The 15,236-nt window shown below is 57.7% G+C and carries 13 protein-coding genes and 1 pseudogene; 10 read left to right on the plus strand and 4 right to left on the minus strand.

All coding sequences use genetic code 11. The features are described from left to right. From ACIQAL_RS11510 to glmS, 7 genes and pseudogenes are all read left to right on the plus strand, one after another. A pseudogene (locus ACIQAL_RS11510) lies at positions 1 to 201 on the plus strand (F0F1 ATP synthase subunit alpha); the annotation flags it as partial. Positions 202 to 251: 50 nt separating this feature from the next. After that, entirely contained in the window at positions 252 to 1,112 is an 861-nt protein-coding gene (gene atpG, locus ACIQAL_RS11515) for a F0F1 ATP synthase subunit gamma (protein WP_110951681.1), read from the plus strand. 28 nt (positions 1,113 to 1,140) lie between these two features. Then, complete coding sequence (gene atpD, locus ACIQAL_RS11520) at positions 1,141 to 2,517, plus strand: F0F1 ATP synthase subunit beta (RefSeq protein ID WP_166593945.1); 1,377 nt, start codon at positions 1,141 to 1,143, stop codon at positions 2,515 to 2,517. 44 nt (positions 2,518 to 2,561) lie between these two features. Further along, positions 2,562 to 2,987, plus strand: a complete 426-nt coding sequence (locus ACIQAL_RS11525) for a F0F1 ATP synthase subunit epsilon (protein WP_043192055.1) — start codon at positions 2,562 to 2,564, stop codon at positions 2,985 to 2,987. 125 nt (positions 2,988 to 3,112) lie between these two features. Next, positions 3,113 to 4,480: a bifunctional UDP-N-acetylglucosamine diphosphorylase/glucosamine-1-phosphate N-acetyltransferase GlmU gene (glmU, locus tag ACIQAL_RS11530; RefSeq protein WP_401145340.1), complete on the plus strand. Its 1,368-nt coding sequence runs from the start codon at positions 3,113 to 3,115 to the stop codon at positions 4,478 to 4,480. 195 nt (positions 4,481 to 4,675) lie between these two features. Continuing rightward, entirely contained in the window at positions 4,676 to 5,446 is a 771-nt protein-coding gene (locus ACIQAL_RS11535; RefSeq protein ID WP_401145342.1) for a DeoR/GlpR family DNA-binding transcription regulator, read from the plus strand. A 9-nt stretch (positions 5,447 to 5,455) separates the two neighbouring features. Beyond that, positions 5,456 to 7,291, plus strand: a complete 1,836-nt coding sequence (gene glmS, locus ACIQAL_RS11540; RefSeq protein WP_401145344.1) for a glutamine--fructose-6-phosphate transaminase (isomerizing) — start codon at positions 5,456 to 5,458, stop codon at positions 7,289 to 7,291. A gap of 58 nt (positions 7,292 to 7,349) precedes the next feature. Here the strand turns inward: glmS and ACIQAL_RS11545 are convergent, their stop codons facing one another. The 4 genes from ACIQAL_RS11545 to ACIQAL_RS11560 form a co-directional block, all read right to left on the minus strand. Further along, positions 7,350 to 8,009 (minus strand): flavin reductase family protein, encoded by a 660-nt coding sequence (locus ACIQAL_RS11545; RefSeq protein ID WP_401145345.1) that lies wholly within the window; start codon positions 8,007 to 8,009, stop codon positions 7,350 to 7,352. 87 nt (positions 8,010 to 8,096) lie between these two features. Beyond that, positions 8,097 to 9,182: a virulence factor family protein gene (locus ACIQAL_RS11550; RefSeq protein WP_401145347.1), complete on the minus strand. Its 1,086-nt coding sequence runs from the start codon at positions 9,180 to 9,182 to the stop codon at positions 8,097 to 8,099. Between the two features lie 529 nt (positions 9,183 to 9,711). After that, positions 9,712 to 10,644 carry a LysR substrate-binding domain-containing protein gene (locus tag ACIQAL_RS11555; RefSeq protein ID WP_401145349.1) on the minus strand — a complete coding sequence of 311 codons (933 nt, stop codon included), beginning with the start codon at positions 10,642 to 10,644 and terminating at the stop codon, positions 9,712 to 9,714. Positions 10,645 to 10,846: 202 nt separating this feature from the next. After that, complete coding sequence (locus ACIQAL_RS11560; RefSeq protein ID WP_401145351.1) at positions 10,847 to 11,770, minus strand: DMT family transporter; 924 nt, start codon at positions 11,768 to 11,770, stop codon at positions 10,847 to 10,849. A 169-nt stretch (positions 11,771 to 11,939) separates the two neighbouring features. On the opposite strand from ACIQAL_RS11560, the gene gcvA reads away from it, so the two are divergent. The 3 genes from gcvA (at position 11,940) to ACIQAL_RS11575 (ending at position 15,234) form a co-directional block, all read left to right on the plus strand. After that, the gene (gcvA, locus tag ACIQAL_RS11565; RefSeq protein ID WP_341961020.1) at positions 11,940 to 12,848 is read left to right on the plus strand and encodes a transcriptional regulator GcvA; all 909 of its coding nucleotides are present in this window, start codon (positions 11,940 to 11,942) and stop codon (positions 12,846 to 12,848) included. Positions 12,849 to 13,282: 434 nt separating this feature from the next. Then, positions 13,283 to 13,726, plus strand: a complete 444-nt coding sequence (locus ACIQAL_RS11570; protein WP_401145353.1) for a cupin domain-containing protein — start codon at positions 13,283 to 13,285, stop codon at positions 13,724 to 13,726. Next, complete coding sequence (locus ACIQAL_RS11575) at positions 13,726 to 15,234, plus strand: methionine--tRNA ligase (RefSeq protein ID WP_341961016.1); 1,509 nt, start codon at positions 13,726 to 13,728, stop codon at positions 15,232 to 15,234. Before ACIQAL_RS11570 ends, ACIQAL_RS11575 begins: the two co-directional genes overlap by 1 nt. The last annotated feature ends 2 nt before the right edge of the window (positions 15,235 to 15,236 follow it).

Raw genomic sequence — 15,236 nt, forward strand, 5'->3', positions numbered from 1 at the left:
CTGTATGCCGCTGAGCGTGGGTTCCTGACCGACGTTGAAATCGCCAAAGTCGGCAGCTTCGAACAAGCGCTGATTGCTTACTTCAACCGCGATCACGCCGATTTGATGGCCAAGATCAACGTGAAGGGTGACTTCAATGACGAAATCGATTCTGGCCTGAAAGCCGGTATCGAGAAGTTCAAGGCCACCCAAACCTGGTAAGCCGCAGCGGGAGCCGCGAGGCTCCCGCTTGCTAACCTGATAGGTGTTACATGGCAGGCGCAAAAGAGATTCGCAGCAAGATTGCGAGCATCAAAAGCACGCAAAAGATCACCAGCGCCATGGAAAAAGTGGCGGTCAGCAAAATGCGCAAGGCTCAAATGCGCATGGCTGCTAGCCGTCCTTACGCGGAGCGCATCCGCCAGGTGATTGGTCATCTTGCCAACGCTAACCCGGAATACCGCCACCCGTTCATGATCGACCGTGAAGTCAAGCGCGTCGGTTATATCGTGGTAAGCAGTGACCGTGGTCTGTGTGGTGGCTTGAATACCAACCTGTTCAAGGCTTTGGTCAAGGACATGGCGAAGAACCGTGAAAACGGCGTAGAGATCGATCTGTGCGTGGTCGGCAGCAAAGGTGCGGCGTTTTTCCGCAACTTCGGCGGTAACGTCGTCGCTGCGATCAGCCACTTGGGCGAAGAGCCGTCGATCAACGACTTGATCGGCAGCGTCAAGGTGATGCTGGATGCCTACCTGGAGGGCCGTATTGACCGCCTGTCCGTGGTATCCAACAAGTTCATCAACACCATGACTCAGCAACCAACGGTCGAGCAGTTGATTCCGTTGGTCGCCACCCAGGATCAAGAACTCAAGCACCACTGGGATTACCTGTACGAACCCGACGCCAAAGAGCTGCTGGACGGCTTGATGGTCCGTTACGTGGAGTCGCAGGTTTACCAGGCGGTGGTCGAGAACAACGCAGCTGAACAAGCCGCGCGGATGATCGCGATGAAGAACGCTACTGACAACGCCGGCGACCTGATCAGCGATTTGCAGCTGATCTACAACAAGGCGCGTCAGGCAGCGATCACCCAAGAGATCTCGGAAATCGTCGGCGGCGCTGCCGCGGTTTAACGGTTCAAATATTCAGAGGATCCAGCTAATGAGTAGCGGACGTATCGTTCAAATCATCGGCGCCGTGATCGACGTGGAATTTCCACGCGACAGCGTACCGAGCATCTACAACGCGCTGAAAGTACAAGGCGCGGAAACCACTCTGGAAGTTCAGCAGCAGCTGGGCGACGGCGTGGTTCGTACCATTGCGATGGGTTCTACCGAAGGCTTGAAGCGCGGTCTGGACGTTATCGACAGCGGCGCAGCCATCTCCGTACCGGTTGGTAAAGGTACCCTGGGCCGTATCATGGACGTCCTGGGTAACCCGATCGACGAAGCGGGCCCGATCGAAGCCGACGAGCGTTGGGGCATTCACCGTCCAGCGCCTTCGTTCGCTGATCAGGCAGGCGGCAACGACCTGTTGGAAACCGGCATCAAGGTTATCGACCTGGTTTGCCCGTTCGCCAAGGGCGGTAAAGTCGGTCTGTTCGGTGGTGCCGGTGTCGGCAAGACCGTAAACATGATGGAACTGATCCGTAACATCGCCATCGAGCACAGCGGTTATTCCGTGTTCGCTGGTGTGGGTGAGCGTACTCGTGAGGGTAACGACTTCTACCACGAGATGAAGGACTCCAACGTTCTGGACAAAGTAGCCCTGGTATACGGCCAGATGAACGAGCCGCCGGGAAACCGTCTGCGCGTTGCTCTGACCGGCCTGACCATGGCCGAGAAGTTCCGTGACGAAGGTAACGACGTTCTGCTGTTCGTCGACAACATCTACCGTTACACACTGGCCGGTACCGAAGTATCCGCACTGCTGGGCCGTATGCCTTCCGCAGTAGGTTACCAACCGACCCTGGCTGAAGAGATGGGCGTGCTGCAAGAGCGCATCACTTCGACCAAAGAGGGTTCGATCACCTCGATCCAGGCGGTATACGTACCAGCGGACGACTTGACCGACCCGTCGCCAGCGACCACCTTCGCCCACTTGGACGCCACCGTCGTTCTGTCCCGTGACATCGCTTCCCTGGGTATCTACCCTGCGGTTGACCCACTGGACTCGACTTCGCGCCAGCTGGACCCGAACGTTATCGGCCAGGACCACTACGACACCGCTCGCGGCGTCCAGTATGTTCTGCAGCGTTACAAAGAGCTGAAAGACATCATCGCGATCCTGGGTATGGACGAGCTGTCGGAAACCGACAAGCAGTTGGTATCCCGCGCTCGTAAGATTCAGCGCTTCCTGTCGCAGCCGTTCTTCGTGGCTGAAGTCTTCACCGGTGCTTCGGGTAAATACGTTTCCCTGAAAGACACCATTGCTGGCTTCAAAGGCATCCTCGCCGGTGAGTACGACCATCTGCCAGAACAAGCGTTCTACATGGTCGGCGGCATCGAAGAAGCGATCGAGAAAGCCAAGAAACTGTAACCCAGGCGCCCGGCAACGGGCGCTAATCAGGTTGAGGCAAGCAAATGGCTATGACAGTCCATTGCGATATCGTCAGCGCGGAAGGAGAGATTTTCTCCGGTCTGGTCGAGATGGTGATTGCACACGGTAACCTGGGTGATATCGGTATTGCTCCAGGTCACGCGCCGCTGATCACTGATCTGAAGCCGGGTCCTATCCGTCTGATCAAGCAGGGTGGAGAAGCCGAGGTGTTTTACATCTCCGGTGGTTTCCTTGAGGTTCAACCGAACATGGTCAAAGTGCTTGCCGATACCGTGCAACGCGCTGCCGACCTGGACGAAGCCTCTGCTCAGGAAGCCGTCAAGGCTGCCGAGAAAGCCCTGAATGAAAAAGGCGCAGATTTCGACTACGGATCTGCTGCTGCACGTCTGGCGGAAGCCGCAGCCCAGCTGCGTACCGTTCAGCAAATTCGCAAGAAGTTCGGCGGCTAAGGTCGGCGGCTCTCATGCGCGATTGAGTAAAAGGGTAGCCTCGGCTACCCTTTTTCTTTTTTTGGCTCTTTCTCCTGAACCACCTGCCCGGCCAAGGCTGAGGCTAGTCCGTCTGGAAACCCTTCATGTCTCTCGATATCGTCATTCTCGCCGCAGGTCAGGGCACCCGCATGCGTTCGGCGCTGCCCAAGGTGCTGCACCCGGTCGCCGGCAACTCCATGCTTGGCCATGTTATCCACAGCGCCCGCCAGCTTTCTCCGCAAAGGATTCAAGTCGTGATTGGCCATGGCGCGGATCTGGTACGGGAGCGTCTTGCCGCTGACGACCTGAGCTTTGTGCTGCAGGACAAGCAACTGGGCACCGGCCATGCCGTAGCGCAGGCCGTACCTGTCCTGAGTGCCGATACCGTGCTGATCCTCTACGGAGATGTGCCGTTGATCGAGGTCGAAACACTGCAACGCCTCTTGACGCTTGTGAATGACCAACAGCTCGGCCTGCTGACAGTCAATCTGAATGACCCGACCGGCTACGGCCGCATCGTCCGCGACGCAGATAACCGTGTCAGCGCCATCGTCGAGCACAAAGACGCCACCGATGCACAGAAGGTGATCAAGGAAGGGAACACCGGCATTCTGGCGGTGCCGGGCAAACGTCTCGCCGACTGGCTCGGTCGTCTGTCGAACAATAATGCTCAGGGCGAGTACTACCTCACCGACGTTATCGCCATGGCGGTGAACGATGGTCTGACCGTGGCCACGGCGCAGCCGCTGGACGCGATGGAAGTGCAAGGCGCCAACGACCGCAAACAGCTCGCGGAGCTGGAACGCCACTATCAGATGCGTGAAGGCCGCCGACTGATGGCCCTCGGCGTGACGCTGCGTGATCCTGCGCGATTCGACGTGCGCGGTGATGTGACCGTGGGCCGCGACGTGATGATCGACGTGAACGTGATCCTCGAAGGCCGTGTCGTGATTGAGGACGATGTGTCCATTGGGCCGAACTGCGTGATCAAGGACAGCACCCTGCGCAAAGGCGCCATCATCAAGGCCAACAGCCACCTTGAAGGCGCCATCGTGGGTGAAGCGGCCGACGCAGGCCCGTTCGCGCGTCTGCGTCCGGGCAGCGTGCTGGGTGCTCGCGCCCATGTGGGTAACTTTGTCGAGTTGAAGAATGCCGAGATGGGTGAAGGCGCCAAGGCGGGTCATCTGACTTATCTGGGTGACGCTATTATCGGCGCGCGCACCAATATTGGCGCCGGGACGATCACCTGCAACTACGACGGCGCCAACAAGCACAAGACGGTGCTGGGCGAAGACGTGTTCATTGGTTCCAACAACTCACTGGTCGCGCCTGTGGATATCTCATCCGGCGCCACGACGGCTGCCGGTTCCACCATCAATCAGAACGTGGCTGCCGAGCAATTGGCAGTGGCGCGTTCGCGTCAGCGCAATATCGATGGGTGGAAGCGTCCAGTAAAAACTAAAAAAAGCTGAGTTATCCACAATCGAAACCGGTCTGAGCATCATCGACGATGTTCAGGCCGGATTCAGTCCCCATGTGCCACCCTGCTTGCGATTCGTACGCACCAGCTGCGAATTGAGCCGCCCATTTCACAGCCACCTCTTGACGAGAATCTTTCGATAGGTTTCTATTGCGATCGTTATCTTTCGAAACGAAACTTAAGGTCAATGATGTCGAAGCGTAATACACCTCAACGCCGCCACAACATTCTTGCGCTGCTTAACGAGCAGGGTGAGGTCAGTGTCGATGCGTTGGCAAAGCGTTTCGAAACCTCTGAAGTTACGGTTCGGAAGGACCTGGCCGCGCTTGAAAGCAATGGGTTGCTGCTTCGTCGATATGGCGGGGCAGTGCCGATGCCACAGGAACTGATCGGTGAACCTGGCCAGCCAGTGTCGCGCTACAAGCAGGCCATCGCTCGTGCCGCCGTCGCGCGTATTCGTGAGCACGCGCGCATTATCATCGACAGCGGCAGCACCACTGCCGCGATGATTCCTGAACTCGGCCAGCAACCCGGCCTGGTGGTCATGACCAACTCCTTGCATGTTGCCAATGCTTTGGGTGAGTTGGAGCATGAGCCGGTGCTGTTGATGACCGGTGGCACCTGGGACCCTCACTCCGAGTCCTTTCAGGGGCAAGTCGCCGAGCAAGTGCTGCGTTCCTACGATTTCGATCAACTGTTTATCGGTGCCGATGGCATCGATCTGCAACGAGGCACCACGACATTCAACGAACTGCTGGGCTTGAGCCGCGTCATGGCGGAAGTCGCTCGGGAAGTGATCGTGATGGTCGAGGCCGACAAAGTCGGTCGCAAGATTCCCAATCTGGAGCTGCCATGGAGCAGCGTCCATACCCTCATTACCGATGATCGCCTGTCCCAAGAGACTCGCGACCAAATTCAGGCTCGCGGCGTGACATTGATCTGCGCCGCTGTTTCCTAGGAGAAGACCATGTGTGGAATCGTCGGCGCCGTCGCTGAACGTAATGTCACAGCCATCCTGCTGGAGGGCCTCAAGCGCCTTGAATACCGCGGCTACGACAGCGCCGGTGTCGCGCTGTTCAGCAACGCCGGCGTGCTGGAGCGCCGCCGCCGTGTGGGCAAGGTCAACGAGTTGGAGCAATCGCTGGCGGGCGAACCGCTGGTAGGCCGTCTGGGCATTGCCCACACCCGTTGGGCCACCCACGGCGCGCCACTCGAGCACAACGCGCACCCTCACTTCTCCAGTGGCGAGCTGGCTGTCGTCCACAACGGCATCATCGAAAACCACGAGCCGCTGCGCGAACGCCTGAAAGGCTTGGGCTATCTATTTACGTCCGACACTGACACCGAAGTCATCGTCCACCTGCTGCACCACAAGCTGCAGGACACGCCGGACCTGGCCGCAGCCTTGAAAGCCACCGTTAAAGAACTGCACGGTGCATACGGACTGGCCGTGATCAGCGCCAAGCAACCGGATCGTTTGATCGCTGCCCGCAGTGGTAGCCCGCTGGTGGTGGGCCTGGGCCTTGGGGAAAACTTCCTGGCATCGGACCAACTGGCGCTGCGCCAGGTCACCGACCGCTTCATGTACCTGGAAGAAGGCGACATCGCTGAAATCCGCCGTGACAGCGTCCAGATCTGGACCGCCGACGGCCAGCCGGTCGAGCGCGAAGTGGTGCAGTACCGTGAAGGCGCAGAAGCGGCGGACAAGGGCGAGTTCCGCCACTTCATGCTCAAGGAAATCCACGAGCAGCCAAAAGTCGTGCAGCGCACCCTGGAAAACCGCCTCGGCCACGGCCAGGTGCTGGTCCAGGCCTTCGGTCCACAAGCTGCCGAGCTGTTCGCCAAGGTACGCAACGTGCAAATCGTTGCCTGCGGCACGAGCTATCACGCGGGGATGGTCGCACGTTACTGGCTCGAAGGGCTGGCGGGCATTCCGTGTCAGGTCGAAGTGGCCAGCGAATTCCGCTACCGCAAAGTCGTGGTTCAACCGGACACGCTGTTCGTCTCGATCTCGCAATCAGGCGAGACCGCTGACACGCTTGCTGCACTGCGCAACGCCAAAGAGCTGGGCTTTCTCGCCAGCCTGGCCATCTGCAACGTCAGCATCAGCTCGCTGGTGCGCGAATCCGACCTGACCCTGCTGACCCAGGCGGGTCCGGAAATCGGCGTGGCGTCGACCAAGGCCTTCACCACGCAACTGGTGGCGCTGATGCTGTTGACCCTCTCGTTGGGTCAGATCAAAGGCACGCTGGAAGAGGGCGTTGAAGCCGAATTGGTCGAAGAACTGCGTCGCTTGCCCACCCGTTTGGGCGAAGCATTGGCCATGGACAGCACCGTTGAGAAAGTCGCCGAACTGTTCGCCGAGAAGAACCACACCCTGTTCCTGGGCCGTGGCGCACAATTCCCGGTGGCGATGGAAGGTGCGCTGAAACTCAAAGAGATTTCCTACATCCACGCCGAAGCCTATCCCGCAGGCGAGCTGAAACACGGCCCGCTGGCCCTGGTCGACAGCGACATGCCCGTTGTCACGGTCGCCCCGAACAACGAGCTGCTGGAAAAGCTGAAATCCAACCTCCAGGAAGTCCGCGCCCGTGGCGGCGAGCTGATCGTCTTCGCCGACGAACAAGCCGGTCTGAACAACGGCGAAGGTACCCATGTCATCTCGATGCCGCACATCGTCGATGCCCTGGCCCCGATCCTCTACACCATCCCGCTGCAACTGCTGTCGTACTACGTCGCGGTGTTGAAGGGCACGGATGTGGATCAACCGCGGAATTTGGCGAAGTCGGTGACTGTCGAGTAAGTCACGCGTCAGCTCAAAAAAAGAGGCCGCTATCACGCGGCCTCTTCTCTGAAAAAATTCAAACCTTCGCCAGCGGTTCATAAGCCTGTTCCGGTATTTCGGACAGTCTGGACGCATGCACCTGTCCGCTCAGGCCATAGAACTTCTGAAAGCTCATGATCAATGGCGTCCATTTGTCCGGATCGATCCGATTGGCGTGGCCGTCCATGAGCACATCCGGGTGGACGTGCACGCGGTTGATCCTGACTTCGATGAGGCTGATGAAGCCGCGCAGGGCCTCGCTGTCATCGCCTATTCCGTGAGCCGCCGCGACGACTGCCTCAAGCTGTATGGGGCATTCCAGCGCCCGAGCGGCCTCGACGGTGTCAGATGCCACTCGCGTCATACCAGCGCGTCCAAATTTGTCGGGCTCGTACACGTAGCCCATCGCTTCTCGAAACGCTGGAAGCGGGTACACGCCTGTCGTTTTGGCGATGCGGTCGACGGCGCTCACTTCGTTGACGGAAGGAAGGTTCAGCACGCATTCACCGGTGCGCAACAGGTTACGCGCGGTCTGCGAGCCGGACGCAATACCCAGCACGCCGCGCCACCCCAGCCAGAAAGCAGAGGAAATGGGGGCAAGGTTGTCCGTACCGTCTTCATTGACGGTACTTACCAGAACAACGGGTGTGCCGAGGTAAAGGATGTGGGGTTCGGCAACAACGTGGGGCGCATTCATCAGCTGGGTGCTCCATGGTCAGATGACTCATGGTGCGTCCCGGTGGTGATCAATACGCTCCGATTCTTGCGGCGCCAATGCCGCCTATCAGGGGGCGGATGTGCGTTTGATGAAATCAGTCAAGTAAGTGGATAACGTGTCGTAATCATCGTTGAAGTGGTGATTCCCTGGAATTCCGAGGGTCTTTCCGACGACGGTGGTATCCGTACACCCGCTCTTGCGCGCTTCATCCGTGCCGTACACACAGAACACCTTACTCGCAGGCAGTCGCGCCATTTCCGGGCCTGTCGGGTATTTGCCCGTGTCTTTCCCCATCATGCCTTCAATGCGAATTTCAAAGTTGGCTCCGCGAGCGAACGACAGCAGCACAATGCTCTGAACATCGTCCTGATCGGTAACAGGCAAGCGATTGTAGAGCGCGGGAAGTACATCAGCGCCAAACGAATAGCCGGTGAGAATGAAGTGTTTGATACCCCATTTCTGACGGTAGTGTTCCATCATTTGGGACAACTCTTGGGCGCTTTTTTCCGGGCTTTTGAAGTCCCAGTAATACTCCAGCGCATCGACGCCGACGACGGCGATATCAGCGTCGGACAGATGTTCCGAAACACGCTTGTCCAGTCCCCGCCAACCGCCATCACCTGAATAAAAGAGCGTCAGTGTGTCGCTGGGGCTGGCGGCAGGCAGTTCAATCAACGGCAGTTTGTTGAGCATGTTCAGTTCGGGGATGTTGAGAATCGTATGACGCAGATACGTTTCCAGTTCCTCGGAAATCAGCTTTTTCGGCGTCATCGGGGTGGTAACGTGAGTGGCGACGCCGTTTTCCCAAACAGTCAACTTGTTCGACGTCAGGTTGTGCCATGTCCCTTTTGACGGGAGCACGGTGGCGGGGTCTGCGCAGACTTCCTTGCTGGCCTCCCCAATGCCATCGGTCGTCAGCGAAACGGCGACCGCCCGTTCATTTGTTTGCAGGGAGAGCCAACGCTGCGCCAGCATGGCCTCTTCATCGAGCCCTACGACAATATCGGCAGTTGGCGCGAAGCGTCGCAAGGACTCGTCGAATTTGCGAAGGGCCTGCAGGCAATCGGAAGGTGAAAGTTCGATCTTCACAACGGTGGCGGAGGCATCGAAACTCAGTTTGCGCAGGCGCTTGGTCTCCAGATCGTTGTCCACAGGCACAGCGATGACGATGGTTTTTTTCGACACATTGGGCACGAACAGCGTCAGCGTCGACGAGCCGCCGAGGTCGTGAGTCTGCACGGTGGGCAAGACGCGCGGCAGCATGGCCCTTCGGGCCTTTCGTTCAACGACCGAGTGAGAGTGGACCGCCCATCCTGCGGCCAATGCGACGAGGACAGCGATGGCGACTAGCAGGTATTTTTTTTGTTTGAAGCGCCGACTGAGGGCTTTGATCGTTTGCATTCTGATTATTCTAAAAGCCTTTCTGCCTCAGGTATCGCGAGGAAGTCTCTGACGGTCACAGGGCGAAAACGTGGGTATGGGATTGGGCGCAAAAGGCACCCGAGCGCAGGCGCCGCATCATACGTGAAGACTTGAATGCCATTCACTGTATCCCGCTCCGCCTGTCTGGAGGCTGACGGACTATCGTTCACAGGAATGAATGGAGGAAAAAAACCACTCGTAAGTGGTTTAAAAAGAGGGTGTAAATAAGACGCCGGTCAAACCTCGCAGGCGTTTGAATTCACGCGACCTTGTGCACACTCGCTGCTTCACAAACATGCCCCTTTACCGTCTTGCCTGCCTGCTGCACCGCCCATTTCATGAACTCGACAATCGCCCATTCCTCACGCCGCTCTTTGGCGCAGTACACGAAGTAATCGAATTTAAGTTCCGACGTAGCGTTGGTCACTTGCACCAGGCGCTTGGAGCGCAGGGCTTCGGACGCAAACACGTTGTTCACTAAAGCAATCCCTTGACCCGCACAAGCGGCACTTATCAATAGGGATTCGTCGCCATAACTCGATCCCTGGATCATTTTGCGGTTGTTCACACCGAACGCATTCATCCACACCTTCCAGTAGTTGCGTTCGGTGTCTTGCAGCAGTGGATAAGTCAGGCAGTCTTGTGGACTGTCGATGGTCCGTTGCTTGGTGAGCAAGTTTGGACTGCACACGGGGATCAAATAAGACGACCAGAGGCGGGTGGCATGGTTGTCCGGGCTGCTGGTCATTTCTCGCTGAATAGAGATATCCACATGGCCATGCTTGAGGTCCGAGAGGCCATTACAAATCTGTATCGAGATTTCGATGGTCGGGCACCGCTCTTTGAAATCCCCCAGCGCGGGGATCAGCCAGGAGCTGGCGATGGTGGACGTGGTGCTGATGACCAGGCGGGTCTGGCGAGGCTGTTTGAGGGCCGCGCCAGACCAGGCTTTTTCGATCACGTCGAAGGTGTCGGACAGCTCATCGAACAGGCTGCGGCCACTGGTGGTGAGCTGAATGCCTTTGGCGTCGCGTTCGAACAGGCGTTTTCCAATCTGATCTTCCAGCCCTTTGATCTGCTGGCTGATGGCGGCGGGGGAGACGCACAGGTGATCGGCGGCGCGTTTCATACTGCCCACCTTGCACACCTCGACGAAGGTGCGAAGGGCAATCAAGGGAATCGCTCTGCTCATCGTACTGACTCCGCCCGAATGCCACAGCCCGAGAGCTGAAGGGTGAACGCGTGTGTGAGTGATGCCATGTCAGTCATTCCAGAACGTGTCGTTATCTCCGGTCCGGCAGCTCCATGAGTAAATGCCGGGCGAAGAAAGGCCGAGTCTGGCGGTCGCCACCAGACAGTCTCGTTACGGATTCAGCTGTGGATAAGTGCGTGAATCAGGTAGTGGCGGGGTTGTCCCGTGATTCGGGTAACGGTTTGGGCCTGCTCTTGCTGAGCACGAACCACACGGCCAGACAAATCAGCCCGCCACCGTAAAGATGACCCGCCGACAAGTGTTCATCCAGGAACATCACGCCCCAGAGCACCCCGAATGGCGGGATCAAAAAGGTGACGGTCAGTGAGCGGACCGGGCCGATGTCAGCAATCAGCCGGAAATACAGAATGTAGGCGCAGGCCGTACACACAAAACCCACCGCGAGAAGGGACAACCAGACCGTTGAATCTCCCCAACTGGCGGGCGGGTTGACGGTGGCCGAGATGCCGAAAAACGGCGCGAGAAACAGCGTAGCGCCGATTTGACTGCCAAACGCGACGAGTTTGGCGTCGAGACCGCCTTTGTCAGCAATCCACTGGCGGGTGAGAAACCCTGCCACACCGTAGCAAGTGGTTGCGACCAAACAGGCCAGAGCACCCATCACCACCGTGCTGGTGAAGGTCATCGGGCCGGTGGTGGTCAACAAGGTGATCCCCAACAAGCCCACCAATACACCCGCTGCTTTTTTCGGAGTCAGCGTGTCATTGAAAAACATGGACCCGATCAAGACGCCCATTAACGGCGTGGTGGCATTGAGAATGGCGGAGTAACCGGCGGGTAATAGCAACGCCGCCATGCTGTACATCAAAAACGGAATACCCGAGTTGATGATACCCAGCACCATGGTCGCTTTGAGTTTGCCCTGGAAATCGTGGCGGGTTTTGAACATCGCCAGGATTACGAATAAACCGATGGCGGCGATTGATACCCGGAAGAATGCGGTAGGCAGTGCGCCTAATACCGGGGCGGCCACGCGCATGAACAGAAAACTTGCTCCCCAGATCGCAGCGAGGAGAAGCAGTCGAACATAATCAGATGGACGCATGGCACTTCCTTCCCAAATCCAATGCTTGAAACGGACGGCGCGAAAGTAGTGGATTGACGCTTGTCGAGCCGGGGTGTGATGATTTGAGCAGTCTCTCCAGTCGTGCTCAAGCGAGCTTTTCTAACGCACATTAGATTTTCTTAACTGATTTTCTTAACTAAGGACCGGCATGAAATTCCCGCCCTTGTACGCGTTGCTTTGCTTTGAAGCGACGGGGCGTCACGCCAGCATGAAGAGCGCGGCGGGCGAGCTTTTCGTCACCCCGGCGGCGATCAGCCAACAGATCGCCAAGTTGGAAAAAGCCGTGGGCGTCACGCTGTTCATCCGCAACACCAAGCGTCTGGAGCTGACCCCCGAAGGTAAGATTTACTTACGTGCGATCCGCCCCGCATTGGGCCAGATCTCAGACGCGACTCAGCGGCTGATGAGCGACAACGGCCCTAATACCATCACGGTCAGTTGCACCAGCGGTTTTGCGATGCAATGGCTGTTGCCGCGCCTGCCGGATTTTCAGGCGATCTGCCCTGGCATCGAAGTGTTGATCAGCACGACCAATCGATTGGTTGACCTGTTGGGCGACGGGGTGGACTTCGCCGTGCGCCACGGGCTTGGACGCTATCCGGGTCTGGAGGTCGAGATGCTGATCAACGACCGTTTGCAGCCGGTATGCGCGCCGAGCCTGCTGCCGGAGTCGCGCTTTCTGTCATCGCCCATCGACCTCAAGAATTACAACCTGCTGCACGACGAACACCGCGAAGACTGGGCGCTGTGGCTACGGGCGGTGGGTATCGAGGACGCTGAAGCTGCGGTACACAGAGGCTCGGTATTTGTGGACTCCAACGGGGTGATCGAGGCCGCGTTGGCGGGCATGGGCATCGCACTGGTGCGCCGGTCGCTGGTCCGCGAGGAGCTGGCGTCAGGGCGGCTGGTGGTGCCGTTTCGCGCGACGATCGACACACCCATTGCGTATTACCTGGTCTACGACGAGACCGCCATCCTGCCTAAATCCAGCCGTCAGTTCCGGGATTGGCTGGTGTCCCAGGCGATAGCCAGCCAACGGGAATTCACGACGCGCTAAGGAGTGGGGTGCCTATTTACGGCGGCTATACCGTTCACATGCTACCTGCTAGAGAATCGCGGCCCCCCCTATGGGAGCAAATTCATTCGCGAAAAGTCAGTTCAGACGATGCATTATAGCGACTGATCCATTTTTCGCGGATACATTCGCTCCCACAGGTTTCATACATCCGCCCCTTTTTATCGCGAGAGTTAAGCCCTGCTTTAGCGTCAATTGAGCAAACATTTCGCGCCAAATAATCTGTTAACCACTTGATAAACATGATGATTAAGCAAAGTTGAGTTAAGTCAAACTTAACCACTGATTGCATATTTCTTGTTTGCTCCCATTCCCGAATTTCTTCAGCTTATCCCTCAACTCAACGGCGTCGTTAAGTCTTGGCTAGCGCCGGCAAAACAACGAGCAAGGATGCTCCGGGTTGAAGGAGACACTTCATGACAGACTTTCAAATTTTCCGTCCCATGGCGTGGGACAAACTGGTTCATGAATACGATCTGGACGGGTCCCGGCTGTTGCCGTGGGACGGTTATCCAACCCCGATTGGCGGCGGTTGGTGCGTTGTTCGTCCCGGCGCCAAGTCCCTGTCCCACACTCAGATCGATCAAGAGTTCTTCATCGGCATAAAAGGCACGGCCAAGCTGGTCGTTGGCGATCAGACCTACCCCTTCACCATGGGCGATATCGCCGCGATTCCGAAACACACCGACCATTACGTCCTTAACGACACCGACGAAGATTTTCACTTCTACGTGGTCTGGTGGGACCGCGATTCGGCCAACCGTTTCCTCGACGAGGACGCCCAACAGGCCGTCGCCCTGAACGAGTTCGCGCTGCAAAAAGCGACGATCCATGACGTGTCCGATCAGAGGGCTTCGTAATGGGCAAGCTCTTGGTCACCATTACACCGCCCACCCCGAACGGCGACCTGCACATCGGTCATATGGCCGGGCCGTTTCTGGCTGCGGATATCTACACCCGCGCACAACGCCAGCGCGGGCATGACTGCACGCTGGTTTCTTATTCCGATGACTATCAGTCCTACATGCTGCGCCGTGGCATCGAGCTGGACCGATCGCCCCAGGAGCTGGCGCTGGAAAATACCGACAAGATCAACGACACCCTGAAAAAAATGGGGATCGAGGTCGATTTCTGGATGCGCCCTTATCGCAATAACTATTTCAAGAAGGCGGTCGAAGAAACTTACGAATCGGCGATGAAGGCGGGGGCCATTTACAGAAAAGTCAGCCAGGAACCTTACTGCGAACAGTGCGAAAAATGGGGCTATGAGGCGTTTGGGCGGGGCAATTGCGATCATTGCGGTTCTGACTCCGACGCCAGTCAGTGCGAGGAATGTGCCCACACGCCCAATGCGTCGAAGATGACCGAGTTTCGCTGCAAATTGTGTTCGTCCCAGATGATCTGGCGACCGGTCGAGCGTGAGTTTCTGGCGCTGTCCAACTTCCGCAGCCATCTACAAAGCACTTTCGAACACGCTCCGCTGCGCCCCTTCATTCGGCGCTTCCTCAACGAAGAGTTCGAAATCGGGCCGATTGATTGGGGCATCACACGTCCTCACGACGGCGGCTTAGACCTCAAGCCCGACGGCAGCCGACGCATTCACACGTGGGTGATGGGCCTGTCGGGTTATCTCGGCGCCTTCCGCGAATACCTCAACGAACACAAGCACGCGCCTTGGGAATACGACGAGTACTGCCGCTCGGGCAAAGGCCGATTGGTGCATTTCCTGGGCTACGACTGCGCGTTCAGCCACATGATGGTTTACCCCGCGCTGCTGCAAACCATGCACAGCTACCGCATGCGTCAGACCTTCTATACCAATCAATTCCTGACGCTGAACGGCAAAAACCTCTCCACCAGCCGCAATTACGCGATCTGGGCCCGGGACCTGGTGGCCGACGCTTGCACCGATAGCGCGCGATTCTATCTGGCGTTGATTGCGCCGGAACAAGACACCGATGACTTCGACGTCGAAAAATTCGCCGCCTGGCGCGAGCAAACCTTCAACGAGGTGCTGGTGAAACTGGCCGCGCAGGCCGAGCGGGAGCGCGTGGAGGGCGACAGCCTGAAGGTCACGTCGGCTGATGCTGCGGCGATCAAGCTGCTGGTGGCCCGCTGGTTCGAAGTGACTTCGGTGGATCACTTCAGCATGAAAGGCCTGGCCGTCTTGCTTAGCGACGTGATCAACGCGGCCCGTGATCGCCAATTGCTGGGCAAACGCATCCTGCCTTACATGGCGTTGATCGGGGCGATTGGTGCGCCAGTGTTTCCGGATTTGGCCAAGCAGATTCTGCGCTACTGCCGTTTCACGGAGAACGAAGTATTTCATCAGCTGGTGTACGTCAGCGCCGTTGAGTACGAGATCTGATC

It is taken from the genome of Pseudomonas sp. NPDC088368, assembly GCF_044753445.1.
GTDB lineage: Bacteria > Pseudomonadota > Gammaproteobacteria > Pseudomonadales > Pseudomonadaceae > Aquipseudomonas > Aquipseudomonas bambusae.

Coding starts and splice junctions, on each gene's coding strand:
- atpG (WP_110951681.1), top strand. CDS start 252: ATGGCAGGCGCAAAAGAGATTCGCAGCAAGATTGCGAGCATCAAAAGC.
- atpD (WP_166593945.1), top strand. CDS start 1,141: ATGAGTAGCGGACGTATCGTTCAAATCATCGGCGCCGTGATCGACGTG.
- ACIQAL_RS11525 (WP_043192055.1), top strand. CDS start 2,562: ATGGCTATGACAGTCCATTGCGATATCGTCAGCGCGGAAGGAGAGATT.
- glmU (WP_401145340.1), top strand. CDS start 3,113: ATGTCTCTCGATATCGTCATTCTCGCCGCAGGTCAGGGCACCCGCATG.
- ACIQAL_RS11535 (WP_401145342.1), top strand. CDS start 4,676: ATGATGTCGAAGCGTAATACACCTCAACGCCGCCACAACATTCTTGCG.
- glmS (WP_401145344.1), top strand. CDS start 5,456: ATGTGTGGAATCGTCGGCGCCGTCGCTGAACGTAATGTCACAGCCATC.
- ACIQAL_RS11545 (WP_401145345.1), bottom strand. CDS start 8,009: ATGAATGCGCCCCACGTTGTTGCCGAACCCCACATCCTTTACCTCGGC.
- ACIQAL_RS11555 (WP_401145349.1), bottom strand. CDS start 10,644: ATGAGCAGAGCGATTCCCTTGATTGCCCTTCGCACCTTCGTCGAGGTG.
- ACIQAL_RS11560 (WP_401145351.1), bottom strand. CDS start 11,770: ATGCGTCCATCTGATTATGTTCGACTGCTTCTCCTCGCTGCGATCTGG.
- gcvA (WP_341961020.1), top strand. CDS start 11,940: ATGAAATTCCCGCCCTTGTACGCGTTGCTTTGCTTTGAAGCGACGGGG.
- ACIQAL_RS11570 (WP_401145353.1), top strand. CDS start 13,283: ATGACAGACTTTCAAATTTTCCGTCCCATGGCGTGGGACAAACTGGTT.
- ACIQAL_RS11575 (WP_341961016.1), top strand. CDS start 13,726: ATGGGCAAGCTCTTGGTCACCATTACACCGCCCACCCCGAACGGCGAC.